The 19,453-nt window shown below is 61.9% G+C and carries 21 protein-coding genes; 13 read left to right on the forward strand and 8 right to left on the reverse strand.

Going from position 1 to position 19,453, the window contains the following annotated elements; all coding sequences use genetic code 11:
• Positions 1–24: 24 nt before the first annotated feature.
• Positions 25–960: a GlxA family transcriptional regulator gene (locus tag EFB14_RS16370; protein ID WP_126827070.1), complete on the forward strand. Its 936-nt coding sequence runs from the start codon at positions 25–27 to the stop codon at positions 958–960.
• 36 nt (positions 961–996) lie between these two features.
• Here the strand turns inward: EFB14_RS16370 and EFB14_RS16375 are convergent, their stop codons facing one another.
• Complete coding sequence (locus tag EFB14_RS16375; RefSeq protein WP_126827073.1) at positions 997–1,800, reverse strand: phytanoyl-CoA dioxygenase family protein; 804 nt, start codon at positions 1,798–1,800, stop codon at positions 997–999.
• A gap of 230 nt (positions 1,801–2,030) precedes the next feature.
• Positions 2,031–2,921: a LysR substrate-binding domain-containing protein gene (locus EFB14_RS16380; RefSeq protein WP_126827076.1), complete on the reverse strand. Its 891-nt coding sequence runs from the start codon at positions 2,919–2,921 to the stop codon at positions 2,031–2,033.
• Between the two features lie 116 nt (positions 2,922–3,037).
• On the opposite strand from EFB14_RS16380, the gene EFB14_RS16385 reads away from it, so the two are divergent.
• The 3 genes from EFB14_RS16385 to EFB14_RS16395 are packed head-to-tail and all read left to right on the forward strand — an operon-like array spanning position 3,038 to position 4,403.
• On the forward strand, positions 3,038–3,457 hold the full coding sequence (locus EFB14_RS16385) for a tautomerase family protein (protein ID WP_126827079.1): 420 nt from the start codon (positions 3,038–3,040) through the stop codon (positions 3,455–3,457).
• Positions 3,454–3,855: a cupin domain-containing protein gene (locus tag EFB14_RS16390; RefSeq protein WP_126827082.1), complete on the forward strand. Its 402-nt coding sequence runs from the start codon at positions 3,454–3,456 to the stop codon at positions 3,853–3,855. The genes EFB14_RS16385 and EFB14_RS16390 overlap by 4 nt, the downstream gene beginning before the upstream one ends.
• The gene (locus EFB14_RS16395; protein ID WP_126827085.1) at positions 3,852–4,403 is read left to right on the forward strand and encodes a DUF4865 family protein; all 552 of its coding nucleotides are present in this window, start codon (positions 3,852–3,854) and stop codon (positions 4,401–4,403) included. Before EFB14_RS16390 ends, EFB14_RS16395 begins: the two co-directional genes overlap by 4 nt.
• Before the next feature lie 8 nt (positions 4,404–4,411).
• Here EFB14_RS16395 and EFB14_RS16400 read toward each other — a convergent pair whose 3' ends face one another.
• The 3 genes from EFB14_RS16400 to EFB14_RS16410 form a co-directional block, all read right to left on the reverse strand.
• Positions 4,412–5,047 carry a LysE family translocator gene (locus tag EFB14_RS16400; protein ID WP_126827088.1) on the reverse strand — a complete coding sequence of 212 codons (636 nt, stop codon included), beginning with the start codon at positions 5,045–5,047 and terminating at the stop codon, positions 4,412–4,414.
• 180 nt (positions 5,048–5,227) lie between these two features.
• Entirely contained in the window at positions 5,228–6,667 is a 1,440-nt protein-coding gene (pyk, locus tag EFB14_RS16405; protein WP_126827091.1) for a pyruvate kinase, read from the reverse strand.
• Positions 6,667–7,152, reverse strand: coding sequence for a DUF1036 domain-containing protein (locus EFB14_RS16410; RefSeq protein ID WP_088683157.1), 486 nt, complete (start codon positions 7,150–7,152; stop codon positions 6,667–6,669). The genes pyk and EFB14_RS16410 overlap by 1 nt, the downstream gene beginning before the upstream one ends.
• 202 nt (positions 7,153–7,354) lie before the next feature.
• On the opposite strand from EFB14_RS16410, the gene EFB14_RS16415 reads away from it, so the two are divergent.
• From EFB14_RS16415 to EFB14_RS16425, 3 genes are all read left to right on the forward strand, one after another.
• Positions 7,355–8,143, forward strand: coding sequence for an N-formylglutamate amidohydrolase (locus tag EFB14_RS16415; protein ID WP_126827410.1), 789 nt, complete (start codon positions 7,355–7,357; stop codon positions 8,141–8,143).
• Positions 8,144–8,158: 15 nt separating this feature from the next.
• Positions 8,159–8,464 carry a DUF1244 domain-containing protein gene (locus tag EFB14_RS16420; RefSeq protein WP_126827094.1) on the forward strand — a complete coding sequence of 102 codons (306 nt, stop codon included), beginning with the start codon at positions 8,159–8,161 and terminating at the stop codon, positions 8,462–8,464.
• Between the two features lie 90 nt (positions 8,465–8,554).
• A complete protein-coding gene (locus tag EFB14_RS16425; RefSeq protein ID WP_008533181.1) occupies positions 8,555–8,818 on the forward strand; it encodes a DUF2312 domain-containing protein in 264 nt (87 codons plus the stop codon).
• 57 nt (positions 8,819–8,875) lie between these two features.
• Here the strand turns inward: EFB14_RS16425 and EFB14_RS16430 are convergent, their stop codons facing one another.
• From EFB14_RS16430 to EFB14_RS16440, 3 genes are all read right to left on the reverse strand, one after another.
• Complete coding sequence (locus tag EFB14_RS16430; protein WP_245438250.1) at positions 8,876–9,358, reverse strand: GNAT family N-acetyltransferase; 483 nt, start codon at positions 9,356–9,358, stop codon at positions 8,876–8,878.
• A gap of 255 nt (positions 9,359–9,613) precedes the next feature.
• Positions 9,614–11,458 (reverse strand): peptidoglycan L,D-endopeptidase MepK, encoded by a 1,845-nt coding sequence (locus EFB14_RS16435; protein ID WP_126827097.1) that lies wholly within the window; start codon positions 11,456–11,458, stop codon positions 9,614–9,616.
• A gap of 178 nt (positions 11,459–11,636) precedes the next feature.
• Positions 11,637–13,181 (reverse strand): sigma-54-dependent transcriptional regulator, encoded by a 1,545-nt coding sequence (locus tag EFB14_RS16440; RefSeq protein ID WP_126827100.1) that lies wholly within the window; start codon positions 13,179–13,181, stop codon positions 11,637–11,639.
• A 208-nt stretch (positions 13,182–13,389) separates the two neighbouring features.
• Here EFB14_RS16440 and EFB14_RS16445 point away from each other — a divergent pair, with 208 nt between their 5' ends.
• From EFB14_RS16445 to EFB14_RS16470, 6 genes are all read left to right on the forward strand, one after another.
• The gene (locus tag EFB14_RS16445; protein WP_126827103.1) at positions 13,390–15,243 is read left to right on the forward strand and encodes a M3 family oligoendopeptidase; all 1,854 of its coding nucleotides are present in this window, start codon (positions 13,390–13,392) and stop codon (positions 15,241–15,243) included.
• A 178-nt stretch (positions 15,244–15,421) separates the two neighbouring features.
• The gene (locus EFB14_RS16450) at positions 15,422–16,528 is read left to right on the forward strand and encodes an aminodeoxychorismate synthase component I (protein WP_210302846.1); all 1,107 of its coding nucleotides are present in this window, start codon (positions 15,422–15,424) and stop codon (positions 16,526–16,528) included.
• Positions 16,525–17,154 (forward strand): aminotransferase class IV family protein, encoded by a 630-nt coding sequence (locus EFB14_RS16455; RefSeq protein WP_126827108.1) that lies wholly within the window; start codon positions 16,525–16,527, stop codon positions 17,152–17,154. Before EFB14_RS16450 ends, EFB14_RS16455 begins: the two co-directional genes overlap by 4 nt.
• Positions 17,155–17,156: 2 nt before the next feature.
• Positions 17,157–17,441 carry a YciI family protein gene (locus tag EFB14_RS16460; protein WP_126827111.1) on the forward strand — a complete coding sequence of 95 codons (285 nt, stop codon included), beginning with the start codon at positions 17,157–17,159 and terminating at the stop codon, positions 17,439–17,441.
• 17 nt (positions 17,442–17,458) lie between these two features.
• Positions 17,459–17,824 (forward strand): nuclear transport factor 2 family protein, encoded by a 366-nt coding sequence (locus EFB14_RS16465; RefSeq protein WP_126827114.1) that lies wholly within the window; start codon positions 17,459–17,461, stop codon positions 17,822–17,824.
• Between the two features lie 154 nt (positions 17,825–17,978).
• Positions 17,979–19,430, forward strand: coding sequence for a homospermidine synthase (locus EFB14_RS16470; RefSeq protein WP_126827117.1), 1,452 nt, complete (start codon positions 17,979–17,981; stop codon positions 19,428–19,430).
• The last annotated feature ends 23 nt before the right edge of the window (positions 19,431–19,453 follow it).

The raw sequence follows: 19,453 nt of genomic DNA on the forward strand, positions 1-19,453 counted from the left end.
CTTTTAGGACATTGGAGCTTAGCTATGCAGACCGTCGCTTTCCTGCTCTACCCCGGCTTCCAGATCATGGGCCTGGCCGCCGTGTCGGCCTTCGAATTCACCAATCTGCATTTTCGCGAGAAGGTTTACGACATCTGCTACCTCTCGGAAGCCGGCGGCTCGCTGTGCACCTCGCTCGGCATGACGATCGAGACCGAACCCTTCGGTGATCCCGGATTCGATACGCTGATCGTCACCGGCGCGCCCGGCATTGCGTTGCCAAGCCCCGGTGAAAGCGACTTCGTTCGCGCGGCTCTCGGCGCCTCTCGCCGCGTCGCTTCGATTTGCACCGGCACCTTCTTCCTCGCCGAAGCCGGCATTCTCGACGGCCGGCGCGCGACGACACACTGGTGTCTCGCCCGCGAAATGAAGGCGCGTTATCCAAAGATCAAGGTGGAAGAGGACCGCATCTTCATCATCGACGGTTCGGTCTGGACATCGGCCGGCATGACGGCCGGGATCGACCTGGCACTCGCCATGGTCGAGAAGGACCACGGCATCGAGGTCGCCCGCGCCGTGGCCCGAATGCTTGTCGTCTATCACCGCCGGTCCGGCGGCCAGTCGCAATTTTCCGCGCTGCTGGAGCTGGAGCCGAAATCCGACCGTATCCAGAAGGCGCTCGACTTTGCCCGCGGCAATCTGAAATCGCAGCTTTCGGTCGAAGAACTGGCGGAGGCCGCCCATCTCAGCCCCCGCCAGTTCAGCCGGGCCTTCCGCGCCGAAACCGGGCAGTCGCCTGCCAAGGCCGTGGAAAATCTGAGACTCGAAGCCGCCCGGCTGATGATGGAGCAGAGCCGCCATCCGATCGACGTCGTCGCCGATGAGACCGGCTTTGCCGACCGCGAGCGCATGCGCCGCGCCTTCCTGCGCGCTTTCGGCCAGCCGCCGCAGGCCATCCGCCGCAACGCCCAGCAGATGTAAGCACCCGGCCTGCGACGGCCGGGTGCTTTCTGTTCGCTACCGCTGAAGTGCCCGGCGGATTGCGATCTCGACCGGCGAATAGGCGCCGTCCTCCCGTTCGAGCCGAAGAGGTTCGGAAGGCGCAAGGCCTGGCTGCGCCATGAAGCGCGGCTCCGTGCCGCGGTGCATCTGCGCTGCATGGATGAGGAACGGATGGCATAGATATACCGTGCCTGCCGGACCTGTCGCCAACGCCACCGGTCGGTCCTCCCCCACATGCTCCAGCCAGAGATGCGCCATTCCCGCCTCGCCCGCCGGTGCCAGCAGGCGTGCGATATCCTTGTGCGAACCGACGCGGATGCGGGTCGGTGCATCCTCCTGCCCGACATCCGAGAATAGAAAGAGCATCAGGAGCGCCCGTCCGCGCGAGGTGATGTTCACTCGCCAGGCGGAAAAGTCCCGTTGCTCATTCGGATCGGAATGCTCGCCGGGAAAGCTCACATCGACATGCCAACCGGCATCGCCCGGATCATCGGGATGGGGAAAGCGGACTGGAAAACTGCCGAGCCCATTGCGCGGCTCCCAGCGCCCGGCGCCAACGAGCTGGTCGAAAGCGGAATGCAGAACGGGTGTATTCACGGCCTTCTCGAAAGGCCCACCGCCATAGCCGGCAAGCCGCACGACCGGCTGCGTCCAGGTCTTTGGATCATTCGCATCAAAGGGAATGTCGCGCCACATGATGGCGCGGGCTTCTTCGACCAGTGTGCTGGAAAACGCATCATCGATCCTGACGAAACCATTCTCGATGAATTGCTCGATCTGCACAGCGCTCAGCGCCGGCGGATAAACAGCTGATGTCATGAAAATATCTCTCTATTGCCAAACCTGCGGGGCTCTTCTTTGGCCGGATGCAGGTGGTTACAGTCCACGGCAATACACCAGCCGTGAAGGCTGGATGCGGCCGCGTCTTCCATACGCCCGAAGGCAGCGCCGTTAGCGGCTCAAGAAGAAGACCGAAGCGATATTGAGAGTGAGCATCGTCATAGTGCTTCGAGGCTATAGGCATGCGTCCGAAGGGTCAATGCCGGGAATCAACTTGCCTCTCGCACGGCGCCCTGCACCGATTGCAGCACGAGCGCGGCGAGACGCGCTGCGGCCGGCTGCGGTTCGGCTTCCGCCCGATGCAGGACCAGGCCGAGCTTCGGCAGATCAGGCAAGCCGATAGCCTCGGGTTCCAGCGGCCGGACCTTCGCCGGCAGGCCGATCGGCGTGCGGATGGTGAGACCGAGGCCTGCGGCCGTCGCGGCCCAGAGGCCGCCGAGGCTGGGACTGACGAAAGCGAGCCGCCAGGAAATGCCTGCCTCATCAAGTGCCCGGGTCGCGGCACTGCGCAGCAGGCACGGCGCCTCCAGCGAGGCGAGCGGCATCGGTTCGCCACTTGCGGCGTGCCAGCCGGGGCCCTCGGCAGGCCCGATCCAGCGCATCGGCACCTCGCCGATCGTCTCGCAATGCGCCGTCAACGTGCCATCGCTCCAGGCGAGCGCCAGATCGAGCTTGCCCGAGGTCACGCGTTCGAGCAGTTCGGCATTGCGCACCACCCGCGCCTCGATGCGCACCTTCGGATGGGCGCGCGCGAAACGGCCGAGCACTTCGGGCAGCAGGGTCTCGCCGAAATCCTCCTGCAGGCCGAGCCGCACCCAGCCCTCCAGTTCGACGCTGTGCACGGCCGCCGCCGCCTCATCGTTGAGTTCCAGCAGCCGTCTGGCATAGCCAAGCATCGTCTCGCCGGCATCGGTCAGCGTCAGCCCACGCCCCGCCTTGCGGAAGATTGGTGTGCCGGCCTGCTCCTCCAGCTTCTTCAACTGTGCGCTGACCGCGGAGGTCGACCGCCCGAGCTTTTCTGCGGCCTTGGCAAAATTGCCGAGCTCCATGCCGGTGGAAAAAGTTCGAAGCACATCGAGGTCGAAGATCGTCCGTCGCATCACACAGTCCTGATTTTCAGGATCGTCTATCCACAAAATTCTGATTTTCAGCATTATCGTGCTGTGCAATGGTTTCATTGTCAAGGCCGGTGAACGGCTAGAACATGGAGATCCCGATGCCCTTCGTTCGCATTTCTCTTCGCAAAGGCAAGTCGCCGGACTATCTTGTGGCCCTCGCCGACAATATCCAGCGCGCCCTGGTCGAGACTTTCGACGTTCCCGAAAACGATCGCTTCCAGGCCATCCACCAGCATGACGAGAACGAGCTGATCTTCGACCGCAGCTATCTCGCCGGCCCGCGCTCCGACGATTTCGTCTACATCTCGATCACCATAGGCAGACCTCGCCCGGCAGAGATGAAGGCGGCGCTCTATCGGCGGCTCACCGATCTCCTGGCGGTCTCGCCGGGCCTCCGGCCGGAAGACGTCATGATCGTCATCAGCACCAGCGCGCCTGATGACTGGTCCTTCGGCAACGGCATCGCCCAGATGACCGATCCGGATTGGCGGCTTCAGGCGGTCGGAGGCCGGCAATGAGCCCTTCGAACCCGAAGACGATGACCGTGAGCCATCCCGGCAAGGCGGTCCGCTCGCCGGAGGGCGTGGCAACGGCGCCCTTTTGGGTGGAGATGCTGCTCGAAGGCGGCGACGGCGAGAACACTGCAATGCGCGCCACGCTCGATCCCGGCACGATCACCCGCTGGCATACGCACCCCAAGGGCCAGTTGCTCTATGTGCTTTCGGGACGGGGACTTGCGCAGAACGAGGGCGGTCCCGTCGAAAACTTGCGAGCCGGCGACGCGGTTTGGTTCGCACCCGGCGAGCGCCACTGGCATGGCGCGGCCAATGACAGCCCGTTCAGCTATGTCAGCATCCAGCCTAGTGAAAACGGCAGCGCCGTCGAATGGCTGGATCATGTGGAGAGACGGCCATGATCGCCATGCAATACGGCTTCACACTGCCCGCCGATTACGACATGTCGATCATCGACCGCCGCATCCGCGACAAGGGACCGCTCCTCGACGGCTTCCCCAATCTCGGCTTCAAGGCCTATCTCAGCGCCCGCAGGAACGAATTCGGCAGCCGCGACAATCTCTATGCGCCCTTCTATCTCTGGCAAAAGCCGGAAGGGGCAAGCGACTTTCTCTGCAGTCCCGGATTCCAAGCGCTCACCGGCGCCTTCGGCTGGCCGCAGGTCAGAACCTGGATCGTCTGGCGGGCTGATATCTCGCCCGAGATCGCTGCGGCCAGGTTCGCGACCTGCACTATTCTGCGAACGGAGGCCTACGCGCCGCTCGCCGAGATCCGTCATGCCGAGAGCGCTGAGGCCGAAGCCGATCTCGCGACAGGCAGAGCGCTCGCCTTCGTCTCCGGTTTCGAACCGACGACATGGACGCGAGTGCGCTTCAGGCTATGGAAAGATATGCCCGAAATCGACGAGCGCATGCAGGCCTATCGCGTCGGCCATCTGTCCCTGCCTTGATTCTGAGCTCAGGCGGTCGCGCGGCGATAGAAGGCGAGCGAGCCGGCAAGCGCCAGCAGCGCGCCGCCGCAGGCCCGTTCCAGCCACAAGGCGCCCGACGTCTTCAGGAAGCGCACCGCCTGCGAGCCGAAGAAGGCGTAGCCGAACATGATGATGAAATCGAGCGCGGCAAAGACGAGCGCGAGCAGCGCATATTGCCTCGCCTGCGGTTGGGTCGGATCGATGAACTGCGGCAGGAAGGCCGAGAAGAACAGATAACCTTTCGGGTTCGTCGCCGCCACCATGAAGCTCTTGAGCCCGATCGAAAAGGTCGATCTCGCGCCCACCGACGCACCGGCGTTCAGCGCCGCATCGATCGTGCCCTTCGAGCGCAGCAGCATGATGCCGAGAAAGGCGAGATAGGCAGCGCCGGCCCATTTCAGCATCGAGAACCAGAATTCCGATGCCGCAAGCAGCGCGCCGAGCCCGATCGCCACGGCGCCAATCAGCACGAAATCGGAAAGCACCGCGCCGATCATGCCGGCAACCGCCCGGCGCAGGCCATGCCGCGAACCGTTGGTCAGCGCCAGCAGCACCGTCGGCCCCGGTGTGGCGATGCCGACGAAGGAAACGGCTGCAAAAGCCAGAAGCGTGACGATATCCATATGCCCCTCCCAACCGGAGCACGATACCGAAAAGTGTGAGCGGTTTTCGGTCTCGTGCTCTATTTCTTTGATCTGGGAATCGAAACTTGCACGCTCCGCAGTTCCTGGCAATGCCGATCCCATGAACAAAAAAGCCCGCCGCCTCTTCAGGCAGCGGGCTTCCCAAGGGATGCGGTCGAATCAGATGCCGCTCTGGCCGTCGGAACCGATATAGGCGATGCGGATCATATTGGTGGCGCCGGGCGTGCCGAGCGGCACACCGGCCGAGATGATGATGCGGTCGCCCGGCTTGCCGAAGCCTTCGTCCGCGACGATGCGGCAGGCGCGGTTGACCATGTCGTCGAGATCGGTCGCATCATGAGTGACGACGCAATGCAGGCCCCAGACGATGGCAAGGCGGCGCGCCGTCTTGATGATCGGCGACAGCGCCAGGATCGGAACCTGCGGGCGTTCGCGCGAGGCGCGAAGGCCCGTTGTGCCCGACGAAGTGTAGCAGACGATCGCCGACAGCTTCAGCGTCTCGGCAATCTGGCGGGCGGCGAGGGAGATCGCATCGGCGCCGGTCGCTTCCGGCTGGGCACGCTGGGCATAGATGATGCCGGGATAATGCGGCTCGCGCTCGATGGCGCTGGCAATCGAGGCCATGGTCGCGACGGCCTCGACGGGATAGTCCCCCGAGGCCGATTCAGCCGAGAGCATGACGGCGTCAGCACCTTCGAAGACGGCGGTGGCAACGTCGGAGACTTCGGCACGTGTCGGCACCGGCGCGGAGATCATCGATTCCAGCATCTGCGTGGCGACGACCACCGGCTTGCCCGAACGGCGGCAGGCGCGGATCAGCTGCTTCTGGATACCGGGAACGGATTCGAGCGGCATTTCGACGCCGAGATCACCGCGGGCGACCATCAAGGCGTCGGAAAGCTCAATGATCTCTTCGATGCGCTCGAGAGCCTGCGGCTTTTCGATCTTCGACATCAGGCCGACGCGGCCGCGGGCGATCTTGCGGACTTCGGCAAGGTCGTCGGGACGCTGGACGAAGGAAAGCGCCACCCAGTCAACATCGTCGGTGGCGAGCACGGCGTCGAGGTCGGCACGGTCCTTGTCCGTCAGCGCGCCGACGCCGAGCAGGGTGTCGGGAAGGCTGACGCCCTTGCGGTCGGAGATGCGCGTGCCCGAAATGACGGTGGTGACGATGCTCTTGCCGTCGCACTTTTCGGCACGCAGCGCGAGCTTGCCGTCGTCGATCAGCAGGCGATGGCCCGGCTGCACCGATTCCAGGATCTCGGGATGCGGCAGATAGACGCGCGTGGCGTCGCCGAGCGCTTCGTTGTTGTCGAGCGTAAAGGTCTGGCCGGGTTTCAGATCGACCTTGCTGTCGGCGAATTTGCCGACGCGCAGTTTCGGTCCCTGCAGGTCGGCCAGAATGCCAATCGGCCGGCCGGAGCGCGCTTCGACCGAGCGGATGCGCTGGATGAGCGTACGCATCAGGTCGTGGCTCGCATGGCTCATATTGATGCGGAAGACATCGGCACCGGCCTGGTGCAGCTTCTCGATCATCGATTCCTCGGAGGAGGCGGGCCCGAGGGTGGCGAGGATTTTAATTTTGCGATTACGCTTCATCAATTCTGGCTTTCTTGCGTCCCTGGGGTGTCGGAGAGTTGAACCATCCAGCTACCCTGGCGGCCCGTATCGTATTCCTTGAATCCCATCTTCTGGTAACCCCGGGCATAACAATCCTGCACGCCCGTGATCTTGAATTCGTTTTCCGCCACGCACATCTGCACGTCACCCGTCCATCGTCCTCCCCGGGCGGCGTCCTCTGCGTAGAGGTAATAATAGCGCGACTGCAACTCTCCCTCGATCAGCGTGGCGCAGGTGGTGGCCGGCACCTGCCACCAGCCTTCCGTTATCCAGCCGTCCTTGGCCCGGTATCCGATCGCGACGCCGACGAGATTCTGCGTTCCGTTGCAGACGCGGAAATCCGCGCGCGCAGCATCTGCGATGAAGAACGGCATGGCGGCTGCAAGAGCGAACAAAGCGAGACGGACCAGCGGCCCGGACCGCGTGAGGAAACTTGGCGCGGCTTGGATCAACACGGCTCCCAAATAGCTCCACGGTTATTCGTATCCGTGTCTTCTTGCGCCGCCATCAGGCGAAAGTCAACGCAATGCTAATCGATTATATTTCCTTTCATAACACTGTTCGCTGACGGTTCATATCCGCCTCACGCCGCCGCCGCGCTTGAACCTGCCGCAGGCACATGCGATCACTGAGCCCGACTGCGCAATGACGAACGGCAATTCCTTCATGGACGACTTCCAATCCTTCGAAATCCTATCCGGAAAACATGACAAAGGCATGGTGATCCTCGCCGATCACGCGATGAACCGTCTTCCCGCCCGATATGAAAGGCTCGGCCTGCCGGAACAGGCCTTCACCCGCCACATCGCCTATGACATCGGCATCGAGGGGCTGACGCGACAGCTTTCGGAAAGGCTCGGCGTGCCCGCCGTGCTCGGCGGCTTCTCGCGGCTGCTGATCGACCCGAACCGCGGCGAGGACGATCCGACGCTGATCATGAAAATATCAGACGGCGCCGTCATATCAGGCAACCATCCGATCACCCCGCAGGAATGGGATTACCGCATCGAAACCTTCCATCGCCCCTATCACGGCGCCGTGGCCGAAACGATCGACAAGGTGGCGAACGCCACCGGCCGGGCGCCGCTGGTGTTGTCGCTGCATTCCTTCACGCCGGCCTGGAAGAGCGTCCCCCGCCCCTGGCACGCTGCGGTCCTCTGGGATAGCGACCGGCGCGCCGTCGGCCCTTTGCTCGACATGCTGCGCGCCGATCCTGATCTCGTCGTCGGCGACAATGAACCCTATGACGGCGCGCTGAAGGGCGATACCATGTACCGTCACTGCATGATCACAGGCATTCCGCACGCGCTGCTCGAGGTGCGCCAGGACCTGATCTCGGACGAGGCCGGCATATCGGCATGGGCTGAGCGCCTGGCGCCGATCTTTGCGGCGATGAATGCCGATCCCGCCTTGCACGCATATGACGTGCACCTGTCGCGCACCGGCCCCTATTGATCGAAAGGAAGCGAGATGACAGCGCTCAGCAAGGAACAGCAGACCGAATTCGAGGCCGCCGCCTTTCGCCGTCTCGTCGCACATCTTCGTGAACGCAGCGACGTCCAGAACATCGACCTGATGAATCTGGCCGGCTTCTGCCGCAACTGCCTGTCGAACTGGTACCGCGAAGCCGCCGAGGCCGAAGACGTCGCGATCAGCAGGGACGAATCACGCGAGATGGTCTACGGCATGCCTTACGAGGACTGGAAAAAACTCCACCAGAACGAGGCCTCGCCTGTGCAAAAGGCTGCTTTTGAACTGAACAACCCACACAAATAGCTCAGGCGGCCGCGAACAGGCTTGACCGGGACGCCGCTTTCGCGGCAGTCACTGGCATCCAAAAATTGATCATCCAATCAGGAGAACACGATGTCTGATGCTCATGGCGTCGCCCGCGATCAGCTTCGCGCTTTCATCGAGCGCATTGAACGCCTGGAAGAAGAAAAGAAGACCATCGCCGACGACATCAAGGACGTCTACGGCGAAGCCAAGGGAATGGGCTTCGATACCAAGATCCTGAAGAAGGTCGTGGCACTGCGCAAGAAGGACGAGCAGGAGCGTATGGAAGAGGAAGCGATCCTCGACACCTACCTGCACGCGCTCGGCATGATCGAGGCGCCGCCGGAAGGCTGATCCGCCGACACTGCAGATGTCGACAAGCCGCTGGAGCGATCCAGCGGCTTTTCTTTCTCAGGCTGAACCACCGTTAAGCTGCTTGCTCAAGTCCAATTGCATCACCACGTCAGTCTGCGGGTCCTCGCCAACCATGAATGTGGTGCTGCCTATCGCAGCAAATCCGGCCCGCTTGTAGAACGCCAAGGCTCGGCTGTTCCGTTCGAATACCGTCAGTTCCAAATGCGTTGCGCCACGCTGCCCGGCCTCGCCGACAACGGCGTCGAGAAGACCGCTGGCCAATCCGCTCCCCCTCCACTCGGCGTCGACGTAAATTCGATTGAGACGAGCAGAGCGTCCATCGCCCGAGCGCGCGACGACATGCGCATATCCAATGATCAGATCATCGGCCATCGCGACAAAAACGGCGGCTGAGGGGTCGGCGATCTCGTCCTCCTGGCGTTCCGCGCTGAAATTCTTGCCGATATAGGATTCGAGATCGGACGCTTCCGTGCTGCTGTCGTAGGTGTCTCGGAATAGTCGCGCTGCGAAGCTGGACAAGGCTCTAGCGTCGGATCGGCGCGCGCGTCTAATCATCGATGCGGCTGGCATGGCACACTCTGTCACAACGTTCTCTCCCGTTGATCCCCAAGAGGCTTGAGCGCGCAGAATGCTTCAGGAAGGTATTTTCGGCAAGGATAATGGCTGCGGCGTTCCAGCTCGAGCGGGCCACGCGCTATTGCGTCCATGGAACCGGCAATTGGCTAGAAGCTGCCGATCGCCTCGGCAGCTTCTATACTTCAATGATCGGCAAGCTCAATTGGTGTTGAACTTGCGTACTTCCATGAAATTGACGGCCGTGCCGCTGAAGCGGGCTGGATCGACCGAGGCGGTCTTGACGTTGAAGCCCTCGGCATAAACGGCGGTCGGCTGGGCACGCATCGTCTGGCTGACGAAGCGCGGCGCCTTGACCTGCTTGGAAGCCATTTCGAGGCGGGCATTGGTCAGCGCCCACTGCGAGATCATCTTCTGCGTCAGTTTCGGCTCGGTACGAACAGTCGCGCGGCTGGCATCCGCTACGGCGGCTTCCTTCTGCGTCGGGCGGCCACCCTTGGTCGGGAGGCCCTGCGCTGCGGCGCCTTCGGCAGCCGGCGCGTCAAAGCCGTCGCCAAAGCTTGCCGATTTCGTCACCGGCGCCAACGCAGCGACCTGCAGTGTCGGCTTTGCGGCGGGCGCCTTTTGCGGCATCGCGGCGGCGATTGCCTGCTCCACGCTCATCTGCGGCTGATGCGAGGCAACTTCGCTTTGCGCAGCCTTGTTGTTCTGCTGCTCAAGCGCATCTGCGACAGCAGGAGAGAGCTCATCCTGATCGGCCTCGTCGGCCTCCGCTTCCGGGTCGGCATTGGCGGCGGCAAGCAGGTTCTCAGCAACGGCGGGGCGTTCAACCGGCGTCGGAACCGGCAGTCCGTTCTGCATGTTCGGATCGATCGACGCGACCTCGGCGTCGCCAGGCGCGCGGCGCTGACCAAGCAGCGAAGGAACCGGAATGCTATAGGCGCTGAGATCGGCAAACTGCTGCGGTTGAGCATCGGTGGGAAGCGCTGCGGCAAGGGCCTGCTGGGCGGCATTACCCGACGACGGCGCTACGAGCGCGCTCGCCACTTCGCTGCCGGCCGGCTGGTTGCTGAATGCCGGGCGAACCTGCGGCACCGGTGCGTTCAGATCGGCGACCTCGGTCTGCTGCGGTTCCGCAGGGACGGGAGCGGGTTCGGCCTTCGGCGGCGTCGCCTTGGCGACGGCCACGGGAGCGGAATCATCCGAATCGTCTTCCTGCTCGTCCGCCCCACCGCCAAAGAGCGCTTCAAACAGCGTCTTGTGCTTCGGCGACGATTCTGAAGCGCTGGCGATCTCGATCTGCGTACCGCTGACGCGGCGCTTATAGTCGGCCATCGCCTGCTGGTAGCCCGGCAGCGGCTTGCCGTCGGCCGGAATATGAATCGTGTTGCCGTTCGGGAAAAGCTGGACGAGTTCGTCGCGGCTCATGCGCGGCCAGGCGCGAACGCCGCCGACATCCATATGCACGAAAGGAGAGCCCGATTTCGGATAGAAGCCGACGCCGCCGACCTGCATTTTCATGCCGATGCCGCGCAGCGTCGCGAGTTTGACGTCGGGAATGAAGAAGTCCATCGCCTTGCCGAGCATGTGCTGGCTCTTTTCGGCGACGCCCGAGTTGCGCGAGCGGCCGCGCAGCATCTCGTTGGTCGCCGGCGAACGGAAGCCGCAGACGACGTTGATGTAGTCCCTCGAACCGCTCTGGCGATAGACTTCCCAGATCAGGTCGAACAGGCGCGGATCCATCTTCGTCGGCTGGTTCTTTCGCCAGTCACGCAGGAATCGGTTCAGCTGCTCCAGACCCTTGGGGTCGAACTTGCCGTTGCGCTTGTAAGTGATGACGGCCTTTTCGCCGGTATGGATGAAATAGAGCTTGAGGCTGCGGGTGTCGCCCGCTGCCTGCGAAGGCGTACCAACGAATACTGGTGAGGAAACTGCAAGCGCAAGAAGGGCGGCCGCTGCCGTCCTCATTGCCTTTCCGCAGATGTCGGCGCACAAAGAACGCCAGCTCAAGCGCGAAGGCTTGGAATTCCCATTCAGATTCGGCAACTCGATCCCCGTCAGACAGACAATGTCCCGTACTGTCCCAGATGACTGTCAAATGCGGTCACACGATGGCAAAAATGCCACACATGATCAACCTTTTCTTTACATAGTGAACGAGCCACTAACAAGTGGTTTATGATCAGTAACAAATCGTGGTTGCCTTAGTCTTAACAAAAAGCGCTTAAGCCGCATCTTTCTGGGGATTGTCGGGGTCTATACCGTAATCCTTGAGCTTGCGATAAAGCGTGGACCGACCGATGCCAAGTTTGCGCGCCACTTGACTCATCTGGCCACGATAGAATTTGAGTGCGAATCGGATGAGTTCCTCCTCGACATCGGCAAGCTTGCGCACGTCGCCCGAGGGATTGACGCTGGCGATCGCATTTCCGGAGGGCTCAGGCAGGCGGTGGTGCACCTCCCCCTGCATAGACGCCCTGTAGTCCTCCCCATAGGCCTCCTCTGGATCGAGACCGGTATTGTCGGCAACGAGTGCCAGGTGATCCACCACGTCATATTCCGGAAGCTGGGCGGCAATCTGCGGGAAATCGGCCTCCGTCAGTTCCGGCCCTTCGGCCAGAACGACCGCGCGGAAGATCGCGTTTTCGAGCTGGCGGATATTGCCCGGCCAGTCATAGGCGGTCAGCAGCGCCAGCGCGCCGGCGTTGACCGTCATGCGGCGGCCGTTCTTCTGCTCGCTGGAGAAACGGTCGGCGAAAACGCGAACCAGATGCGGAATGTCTTCCTTGCGCTTGCGCAGCGCCGGAATGGTGATCGGGAAGACGTTGAGGCGATAATAGAGATCCTCACGGAAATGACCGTTCTTGACCTCCTCGATCAGATCCTTGTTGGTCGCCGAAATCAACCGGACATTAACCTTGTGCGCGGTGCGCGCGCCGACGGTCTCGATCTCGCCCTGCTGCACGGCGCGCAGAAGCTTCACCTGAACCTCGAGCGGCAGGTCGCCGATTTCGTCGAGGAAGATGGTGCCGCCGTCGGCTTCCATGAATTTGCCGATATGACGCTCGGTCGCGCCGGTAAACGCACCCTTCTCGTGGCCGAAGAGGATGCTCTCGACGAGATTATGCGGGATGGCACCGCAATTGACGGTGACGAACGGCTTGTTCGAACGGTCGCCGCCGGACTGGATGGCGCGCGCCACCAGCTCCTTGCCGACGCCGGATTCGCCTTCGAGCACGACGGGAATGTTGGATTGGGCCGCCCGCTGGGCGAGATCGATGACGCGGAGCATCGCCGGGCTTGCCGAAACGATATCGTCGAAGCCGACGGAGCCCGAGCGTGACCGGCGTCCGGCCCGCGCTTTCACCTCGCGCTGGTCGAGCTTCATTGCATTCGAGATCGAGGTGGCGATCCGTTCGGGCGAGACCGGCTTGACGACGAAATCGAAAGCGCCGGCGCGCATCGCCTGCACCACGGTTTCGATACCGCCCTGTCCCGTCTGCACGATGACGGGGATCTGCGTGCCGAATTCATGGAGCGCGTCGAGGAATTCGAGGCCCGTCATCTCGGGCATCATCAGGTCGAGCACGATGACGTTGAACAGGCCGCTGTCTCGTTTGACCATTTCAAGGCCGATACGGCCGTTTTCCGCCTGGTGCACGACATGGCCGTGACGCTCGATTGCGTTCTTGAGCAGGCGGCGCTGCACGGGGTCGTCCTCGACCACGAGGATTTGTCCTGCTCCCTTGAGCTCATTGTAACCGGTCATTGTCGCCTCACTTCATGCGAAACCATGAAGCGCACTCTGACAGGAAGGCTTGAACATCCAGTTTTGAGAAATAATTGCATTTTAACGATCATAACGGGTCGTTTTCGTGCCGAAGCGAGGCCTTTCATGCTTCGAAAGCCCCTTGATGCCGGGCCTTTGCGCGCTTAGACAAACAGACCTGTTATAAAAGTGGAGAGGAATTGCGCCCATGAAAATCAAGCTCCCGCACGCCGGCCTTCTCTTGTCGGCAGCAGTGCCAGCTGGGGCCGCCGATCCCGCGCTTGGCGACCTGCCGGTCTGGAAGCTGCAGGATCTCTATCCCTCCGCCACCTCCACCGCCTTCGTCGCCGACATGGAAAAAGCCGGCAAGGCGGCAACCGCCTTTGAAGAAAAGTGGAAGGGCAGGCTCGCCGAAGCGGCGACGAAAACCGGCGACGACGGCATCGGCGCCGCACTGAAGGAATATGAGGCGCTTGATGATCTGATGGGCCGCCTCGGCTCCTTTGCCGGCCTCACCTATTTCTCCGACACCACCAACCCGGCAAACGGCAAGCTCTACGGCGACGTGCAGACCAAGATTACCGAATTTTCCGGCCATCTGCTGTTCTTCGCGCTGGAACTGAACCGCGTCGACGACGCCGTGATCGACGCCTGCATGGCCAATGACCCCGCCGCCGGCCATTATCGCCCATGGCTGGTCGATCTCAGGAAAGACAAGCCCTACCAGCTCGACGACAGGCTGGAGCAGCTCTTCCTCGAAAAGTCGATGACCTCGGCCGCCGCCTTCAACCGGCTCTTCGACGAAACCATGGCGGAACTTCGTTACGAGATCGATGGCGAAAAACTGCCGCTCGAAGTGGTTCTCAACATGCTGCAGGAGAAAGATCCCGAGGTGCGCCGCCAGGCGGCCATGGCGCTCGCCGAAACCTTCAAGGCCAATATCCGCGTCTTCACGCTGATCACCAACACGCTCGCCAAGGACAAGGATATCTCCGACCGCTGGCGCGGCTTCGAGGATATCGCCGACTCCAGGCATCTCGCAAATCGCGTCGAGCGCGAGGTCGTCGATGCACTGGCTGCGGCCGTCCGCGAAGCCTATCCCCGCCTTTCGCACCGCTATTACAAGATGAAGGCGAAATGGCTCGGCATGGAGCAGATGAATTTCTGGGACCGCAACGCGCCTCTTCCGGAAACCTCAACCGCCGTCATCTCCTGGCCCGAGGCGAAAGACACCGTGCTTTCCGCCTACGGCAATTTCGCCCCCGAGATGGCTGATATCGCCAGGCGCTTCTTCGACGAGCAGTGGATCGACGCGCCCGTCCGCCCCGGCAAGGCACCCGGCGCCTTCGCCCATCCGACGGTTCCCTCGGCCCATCCCTATGTGCTCGTCAATTACATGGGCAAGCCGCGCGACGTAATGACACTCGCCCATGAACTCGGCCACGGCGTCCACCAGGTTTTGGCCGGCGCGCAGGGCGCATTGATGTGCCAGACGCCGCTGACGCTTGCCGAAACCGCTTCCGTCTTCGGTGAGATGCTGACCTTCCGCGCGCTCCTGGAAAAGACCACCGACAAGCGCGAGCGCAAGGCGATGCTCGCCCAGAAGGTCGAGGACATGATCAATACGGTCGTGCGCCAGATCGCCTTCTACGAATTCGAGCGCAAACTGCACACCGCCCGCAAAGCAGGCGAACTGACTGCCGACGACATCGGCGAACTCTGGCTCTCCGTCCAATCGGAAAGCCTCGGGCCGGCGATCAACATTTCGGAAGGATATGAGACCTACTGGGCCTATATCCCCCACTTCATCCACTCGCCCTTCTATGTCTATGCCTATGCCTTCGGCGATTGCTTGGTGAATTCGCTCTATGCCGTCTACCAGAAGGCCGAGAAGGGCTTTCAGGAAAAGTATTTCGAGCTGCTGAAGGCCGGCGGCACCAAGCATCACTCGGAACTCTTGAAGCCTTTCGGCCTCGACGCCACCGATCCGTCGTTCTGGAGCCAGGGCTTGTCGATGATCGAAGGGCTGATCGACGAACTGGAAGCTTTGGATAAGAGCTGAAATTCTCTTCGCCAAGAGCGGAAAGGGCAGCTGCGAGTCTCTTCTCCCCTCGGGGAGAAGAGAGAAAATGTCTCACGCTCCCAATCGCATTTTGGGCAATGAGAGCAGAACAAACTGAAAGCGTTGCGTGGCTGACCAACCCTATATTCTCTTCCGCGACGACGCGACCGGCCAGGTGATGCTTTTCGCCGAGCCGGCTGAGATCATCATCGCCAGGACGCGCGCTGAATTCTTTGCAGGCCTTGTCAGGATGGAAGAGGCCAAGACCGAGGGCAAATGGCTTGCGGGCTACATGGCCTACGAGGCCGGATACTTCTTCGAAGAAAAACTCGCTCCCTTCGCCGAGCAGGATCGCGAAACGCCGCTGCTTTGTTTCGGCGTCTTTGACGCCCCGCAGCCGAGTACGCATCCTCTTGCTCAGCCCAAACAGCGTTTGGAAAACGAGGAATTCCTCACCGCGCCGAAAGCCGCCTGGGATTTCACTATATATAAAGAGCGCTTCGACCGCCTCCACGAACACCTGCGGCTCGGCGACGCCTATCAGGCGAACCTCACCATGCCGGTCGAGGCTCGGTGGAATGGCGATCCCCGCGCCGCCTTCTGGTCGCTGATCGAACGCCAGCCGGTCAAATACGGCGCGCTCGTCGATCTCGGCGGCCCGGTCATCCTGTCGCGGTCACCCGAACTCTTCTTCCGCATCGACGAAGAGGGCTGGATCGAAACCCACCCGATGAAGGGAACGGCAAAACGCGGCGCCACCCCCGCCGAGGATGCCGAAATCATCGCGGCCATGCGTGCCGATATCAAGACGCAGGCCGAAAATCGCATGATCGTCGATCTCCTGCGCAACGATATCTCCCGCATCACCGAAGTCGGCACGCTCGACGTCCCGAAGCTCTTCGAAGTCGAGACTTATCCAACCGTCCACCAGATGGTGAGCCATGTGCAGGCAAGGCTGCGCCCCGGGCTTTCGATCCGCGATATCTTTGCCGCCCTCTTTCCCTGCGGTTCGATCACCGGCGCGCCGAAGATCCGGGCAATGGAAATTCTCCACGCCCTCGAAGATGCCCCGCGCGACGCCTATTGCGGCGCGATCGGCATGATCTCGCCAAGCGGCGCCATGCGTTTTTCCGTCGCCATCCGCACCGTCACGCTTTTTGCAGGCGGTAGGGCGGTCTTCAATGTCGGCGGCGGCATTGTCTTCGATTCGACCGCCGAGGCCGAATATGACGAATGCCTGCTCAAGGCCCGCTTCGCCGTCGGAGACCAATGGATCGCTCGATGACCGATTTTTCGCTGATCGAAACGCTGCGCTGGCAACCTGACGAAGGCTTCATCCGCCTGCACCTGCATCTCGCCCGGCTGTCCCGCTCCGCCCGCCGCCTCGGCTTCCCGCAGCCGATCGATGCGGCAGCAAAGCTCGATGAAGCCGTAGCAGAGGCGGTGGCTCCGCTGCGCGTCCGCATGACTTTCGACCAGCAAGGCCGCATCGCGGTGACGAGCGCCCCCTTCGTCCCGCTGGCGCCGGAGGCCGTTTGGACCGTCCGTATCGCCAGGACCCGCCTTGATTCCTCTGATAAGCTGCTGCGCGTCAAGACCACGCGCCGCGCCATCTATGAAAGCGCCCGCGCTGAATATACGGCACCCGAAGCCGATGAGGTCATCCTTTTGAATGAGCGCGGCGAAGTCTGCGAGGGCACCATCACTTCCATCTTCCTGGACAACGGTAGCGGCATTCTGCGCACGCCGCCCATCTCCTGCGGTCTACTCGCTGGCGTGCTGCGCACCGAACTCATCTGTGGGCGCAAGGCTCGTGTCGGCCGATTGACACCTGCCGATCTCGATGACGGCGGGCTTTATGTCGGAAACTCGTTGCGCGGCTTGATCCGTGCAAATCTCATCAGGAGCTGATCATGTTCATCCTCTCCCTCACCTATCTCAAATCCAACGACGAAGCCGACAGGCACATGGATACTCACATGGCATGGGTAAGAGAAGGATACGACAAGGGCTGGTTTCTCGCCTCCGGCCGCAAGGTGCCCCGCACCGGCGGCGTGGTCCTGGCGATCGGCGAGCGCGCCGCGATCGAAGCCTATGTCGCCGCCGACCCCTTTACCATCCACGGCGTCGCTGAATACGAGATCACAGAGCTCGCCGTGACGACGGCGGTCGAAGGGCTGGAGATCTTGAAGCGCTGAATTGACCGGAGCCGATCATGGACGCCCTTACCGCCCATCTGAAGGAACTCGAAGAAAAACTCTTCGAGCCCTCCGTTCGCGCCTCACGCGAGATGTTGACGGCACTGCTCTCGCGCGACTTCCGTGAAATCGGCAGCTCGGGACGACTCTATACCTTCGACGTCATCGTATCAGCGCTTCTGGCCGAGAAACGAACGGGTACGTCACGCGGCGAGCACTTCGAAACCCAAAGACTCGCCGAGCACATTGTGCTCCTTACCTATCGCGCCATCTACACCGATGCCGACGGAAGCGAAAGACGAACGCTGCGCAGTTCGATCTGGCGGCTGGAGGAGGACGGGCACTGGCGCATGCTTTTCCATCAGGGCACGGTGATAGCATAGCGTCTCACCCGCCCGATATTTGACCCTTTCCCCGTCAACGCCCTTTATTGTGACGCCGTTTTGTGGTTAGAGCCGGTCACCTCGCAATTTCTGCGGCAATTTCAAAAGAATTCTTCAGGCTGAACGCCTTCGTCCCCTTCCACAGGAGAAAAGAATGACGGAACACAACTATCCGGTATATGCCGAAATTACCGGTCCGATCGTGATGATCGGCTTTGGCTCCATCGGCCGCGGCACCCTGCCCCTGATCGAGCGCCACTTCAAATTCGACAAGAGCCGGATGGTCGTCATCGACCCGCGCGAAGAGCCCTCCGACATGGAGATCCTGAAAAAGCACGGCGTCCGCCACATCAAGGAATATGTCACCAAGGAAAATTACAAGGAACTGCTGAAGCCGCTGCTGACGGAAGGCGAAGGCCAGGGTTTCTGCGTCAACCTCTCGGTCGATACCTCCTCGCTCGACCTCATCAAGCTCTGCCGCAAGCATGACGTGCTCTACGTCGACACCGTCGTCGAGCCCTGGCTCGGCTTCTATTTCGACAAGGGCATGAGCAACGCCGACCGTACCAACTACGCGCTGCGCGAAACCGTGCGCAAGGAAAAGGCGAAGAACCCGGGCGGCGCCACGGCTGTCTCCACCTGCGGCGCCAATCCGGGCATGGTCTCCTGGTTCGTCAAGCAGGCGCTCGTCAACCTCGCCAACGATACCGGCCTGAAGTTCGACGAGCCGGACCAGCACGATCGCGAGGGCTGGGCCAAGCTGATGAAGAAGCTCGGCGTCAAGGGCGTCCATATCGCCGAACGCGACACCCAGCGCACCAAGCACCCGAAGCCGCTCAACGTCTTCTGGAACACTTGGTCCGTCGAAGGCTTCATCTCCGAAGGCCTGCAGCCGGCCGAACTCGGTTGGGGCACGCATGAAGAGTGGATGCCGAAGAACGCCAAGAAGCACAAGAAGGGCAACAAGGCGGCGATCTACCTGGAGCAGCCGGGCGCCAACACCCGCGTGCGCACCTGGTGCCCGACCCCCGGCCCGCAATACGGCTTCCTCGTTACCCATAACGAGTCGATCTCGATCGCCGACTACTTCACGGTCCGCGACAAGGACGGCGAAGTGACCTTCCGCCCGACCTGCCACTACGCCTATCATCCGGCCAACGACGCCGTGCTCTCGCTGCACGAGATGTTCGGCAACGGCGGCACGCCGCAGCCGGTCCATCACGTTCTCGATGAGGACGAGCTGGAAGACGGCATCGACGAACTCGGCGTCCTGCTCTACGGCCATGAGAAGAATGCCTATTGGTATGGCTCGCGCTTGTCGCTGGAAGAAACCCGCCGCATCGCTCCTTACCAGAACGCCACCGGCCTGCAGGTGACCTCCGCCGTTCTCGCCGGCATGGTCTGGGCGCTTGAGAACCCGACCGCCGGCATCGTCGAAGCCGACGAGATCGATTACAAGCGCTGCCTCGAAGTGCAGATGCCCTATCTCGGTCCAGTCGAAGGCCACTACACCGACTGGACCCCGCTCGACGGCCGTCCGGGCCTCTTCCCCGAGGATATCGACACCAAGGATCCCTGGCAGTTCAAGAACATCCTCGTTCGCTGAGACTGTCAGTGCAACTTTGACGA

It is taken from the genome of Rhizobium fabae, assembly GCF_003985135.1.
Classification (GTDB): Bacteria; Pseudomonadota; Alphaproteobacteria; order Rhizobiales; family Rhizobiaceae; genus Rhizobium; species Rhizobium pisi.

Coding starts and splice junctions, on each gene's coding strand:
- EFB14_RS16440 (WP_126827100.1), bottom strand. CDS start 13,181: ATGACCGGTTACAATGAGCTCAAGGGAGCAGGACAAATCCTCGTGGTC.
- EFB14_RS16375 (WP_126827073.1), bottom strand. CDS start 1,800: ATGACATCAGCTGTTTATCCGCCGGCGCTGAGCGCTGTGCAGATCGAG.
- pyk (WP_126827091.1), bottom strand. CDS start 6,667: ATGAAGCGTAATCGCAAAATTAAAATCCTCGCCACCCTCGGGCCCGCC.
- EFB14_RS16370 (WP_126827070.1), top strand. CDS start 25: ATGCAGACCGTCGCTTTCCTGCTCTACCCCGGCTTCCAGATCATGGGC.
- EFB14_RS16415 (WP_126827410.1), top strand. CDS start 7,355: ATGGACGACTTCCAATCCTTCGAAATCCTATCCGGAAAACATGACAAA.
- EFB14_RS16420 (WP_126827094.1), top strand. CDS start 8,159: ATGACAGCGCTCAGCAAGGAACAGCAGACCGAATTCGAGGCCGCCGCC.
- EFB14_RS16385 (WP_126827079.1), top strand. CDS start 3,038: ATGCCCTTCGTTCGCATTTCTCTTCGCAAAGGCAAGTCGCCGGACTAT.
- EFB14_RS16460 (WP_126827111.1), top strand. CDS start 17,157: ATGTTCATCCTCTCCCTCACCTATCTCAAATCCAACGACGAAGCCGAC.
- EFB14_RS16470 (WP_126827117.1), top strand. CDS start 17,979: ATGACGGAACACAACTATCCGGTATATGCCGAAATTACCGGTCCGATC.
- EFB14_RS16465 (WP_126827114.1), top strand. CDS start 17,459: ATGGACGCCCTTACCGCCCATCTGAAGGAACTCGAAGAAAAACTCTTC.
- EFB14_RS16380 (WP_126827076.1), bottom strand. CDS start 2,921: ATGCGACGGACGATCTTCGACCTCGATGTGCTTCGAACTTTTTCCACC.
- EFB14_RS16395 (WP_126827085.1), top strand. CDS start 3,852: ATGATCGCCATGCAATACGGCTTCACACTGCCCGCCGATTACGACATG.
- EFB14_RS16400 (WP_126827088.1), bottom strand. CDS start 5,047: ATGGATATCGTCACGCTTCTGGCTTTTGCAGCCGTTTCCTTCGTCGGC.
- EFB14_RS16450 (WP_210302846.1), top strand. CDS start 15,422: ATGCTTTTCGCCGAGCCGGCTGAGATCATCATCGCCAGGACGCGCGCT.
- EFB14_RS16455 (WP_126827108.1), top strand. CDS start 16,525: ATGACCGATTTTTCGCTGATCGAAACGCTGCGCTGGCAACCTGACGAA.
- EFB14_RS16390 (WP_126827082.1), top strand. CDS start 3,454: ATGAGCCCTTCGAACCCGAAGACGATGACCGTGAGCCATCCCGGCAAG.
- EFB14_RS16445 (WP_126827103.1), top strand. CDS start 13,390: ATGAAAATCAAGCTCCCGCACGCCGGCCTTCTCTTGTCGGCAGCAGTG.
- EFB14_RS16425 (WP_008533181.1), top strand. CDS start 8,555: ATGTCTGATGCTCATGGCGTCGCCCGCGATCAGCTTCGCGCTTTCATC.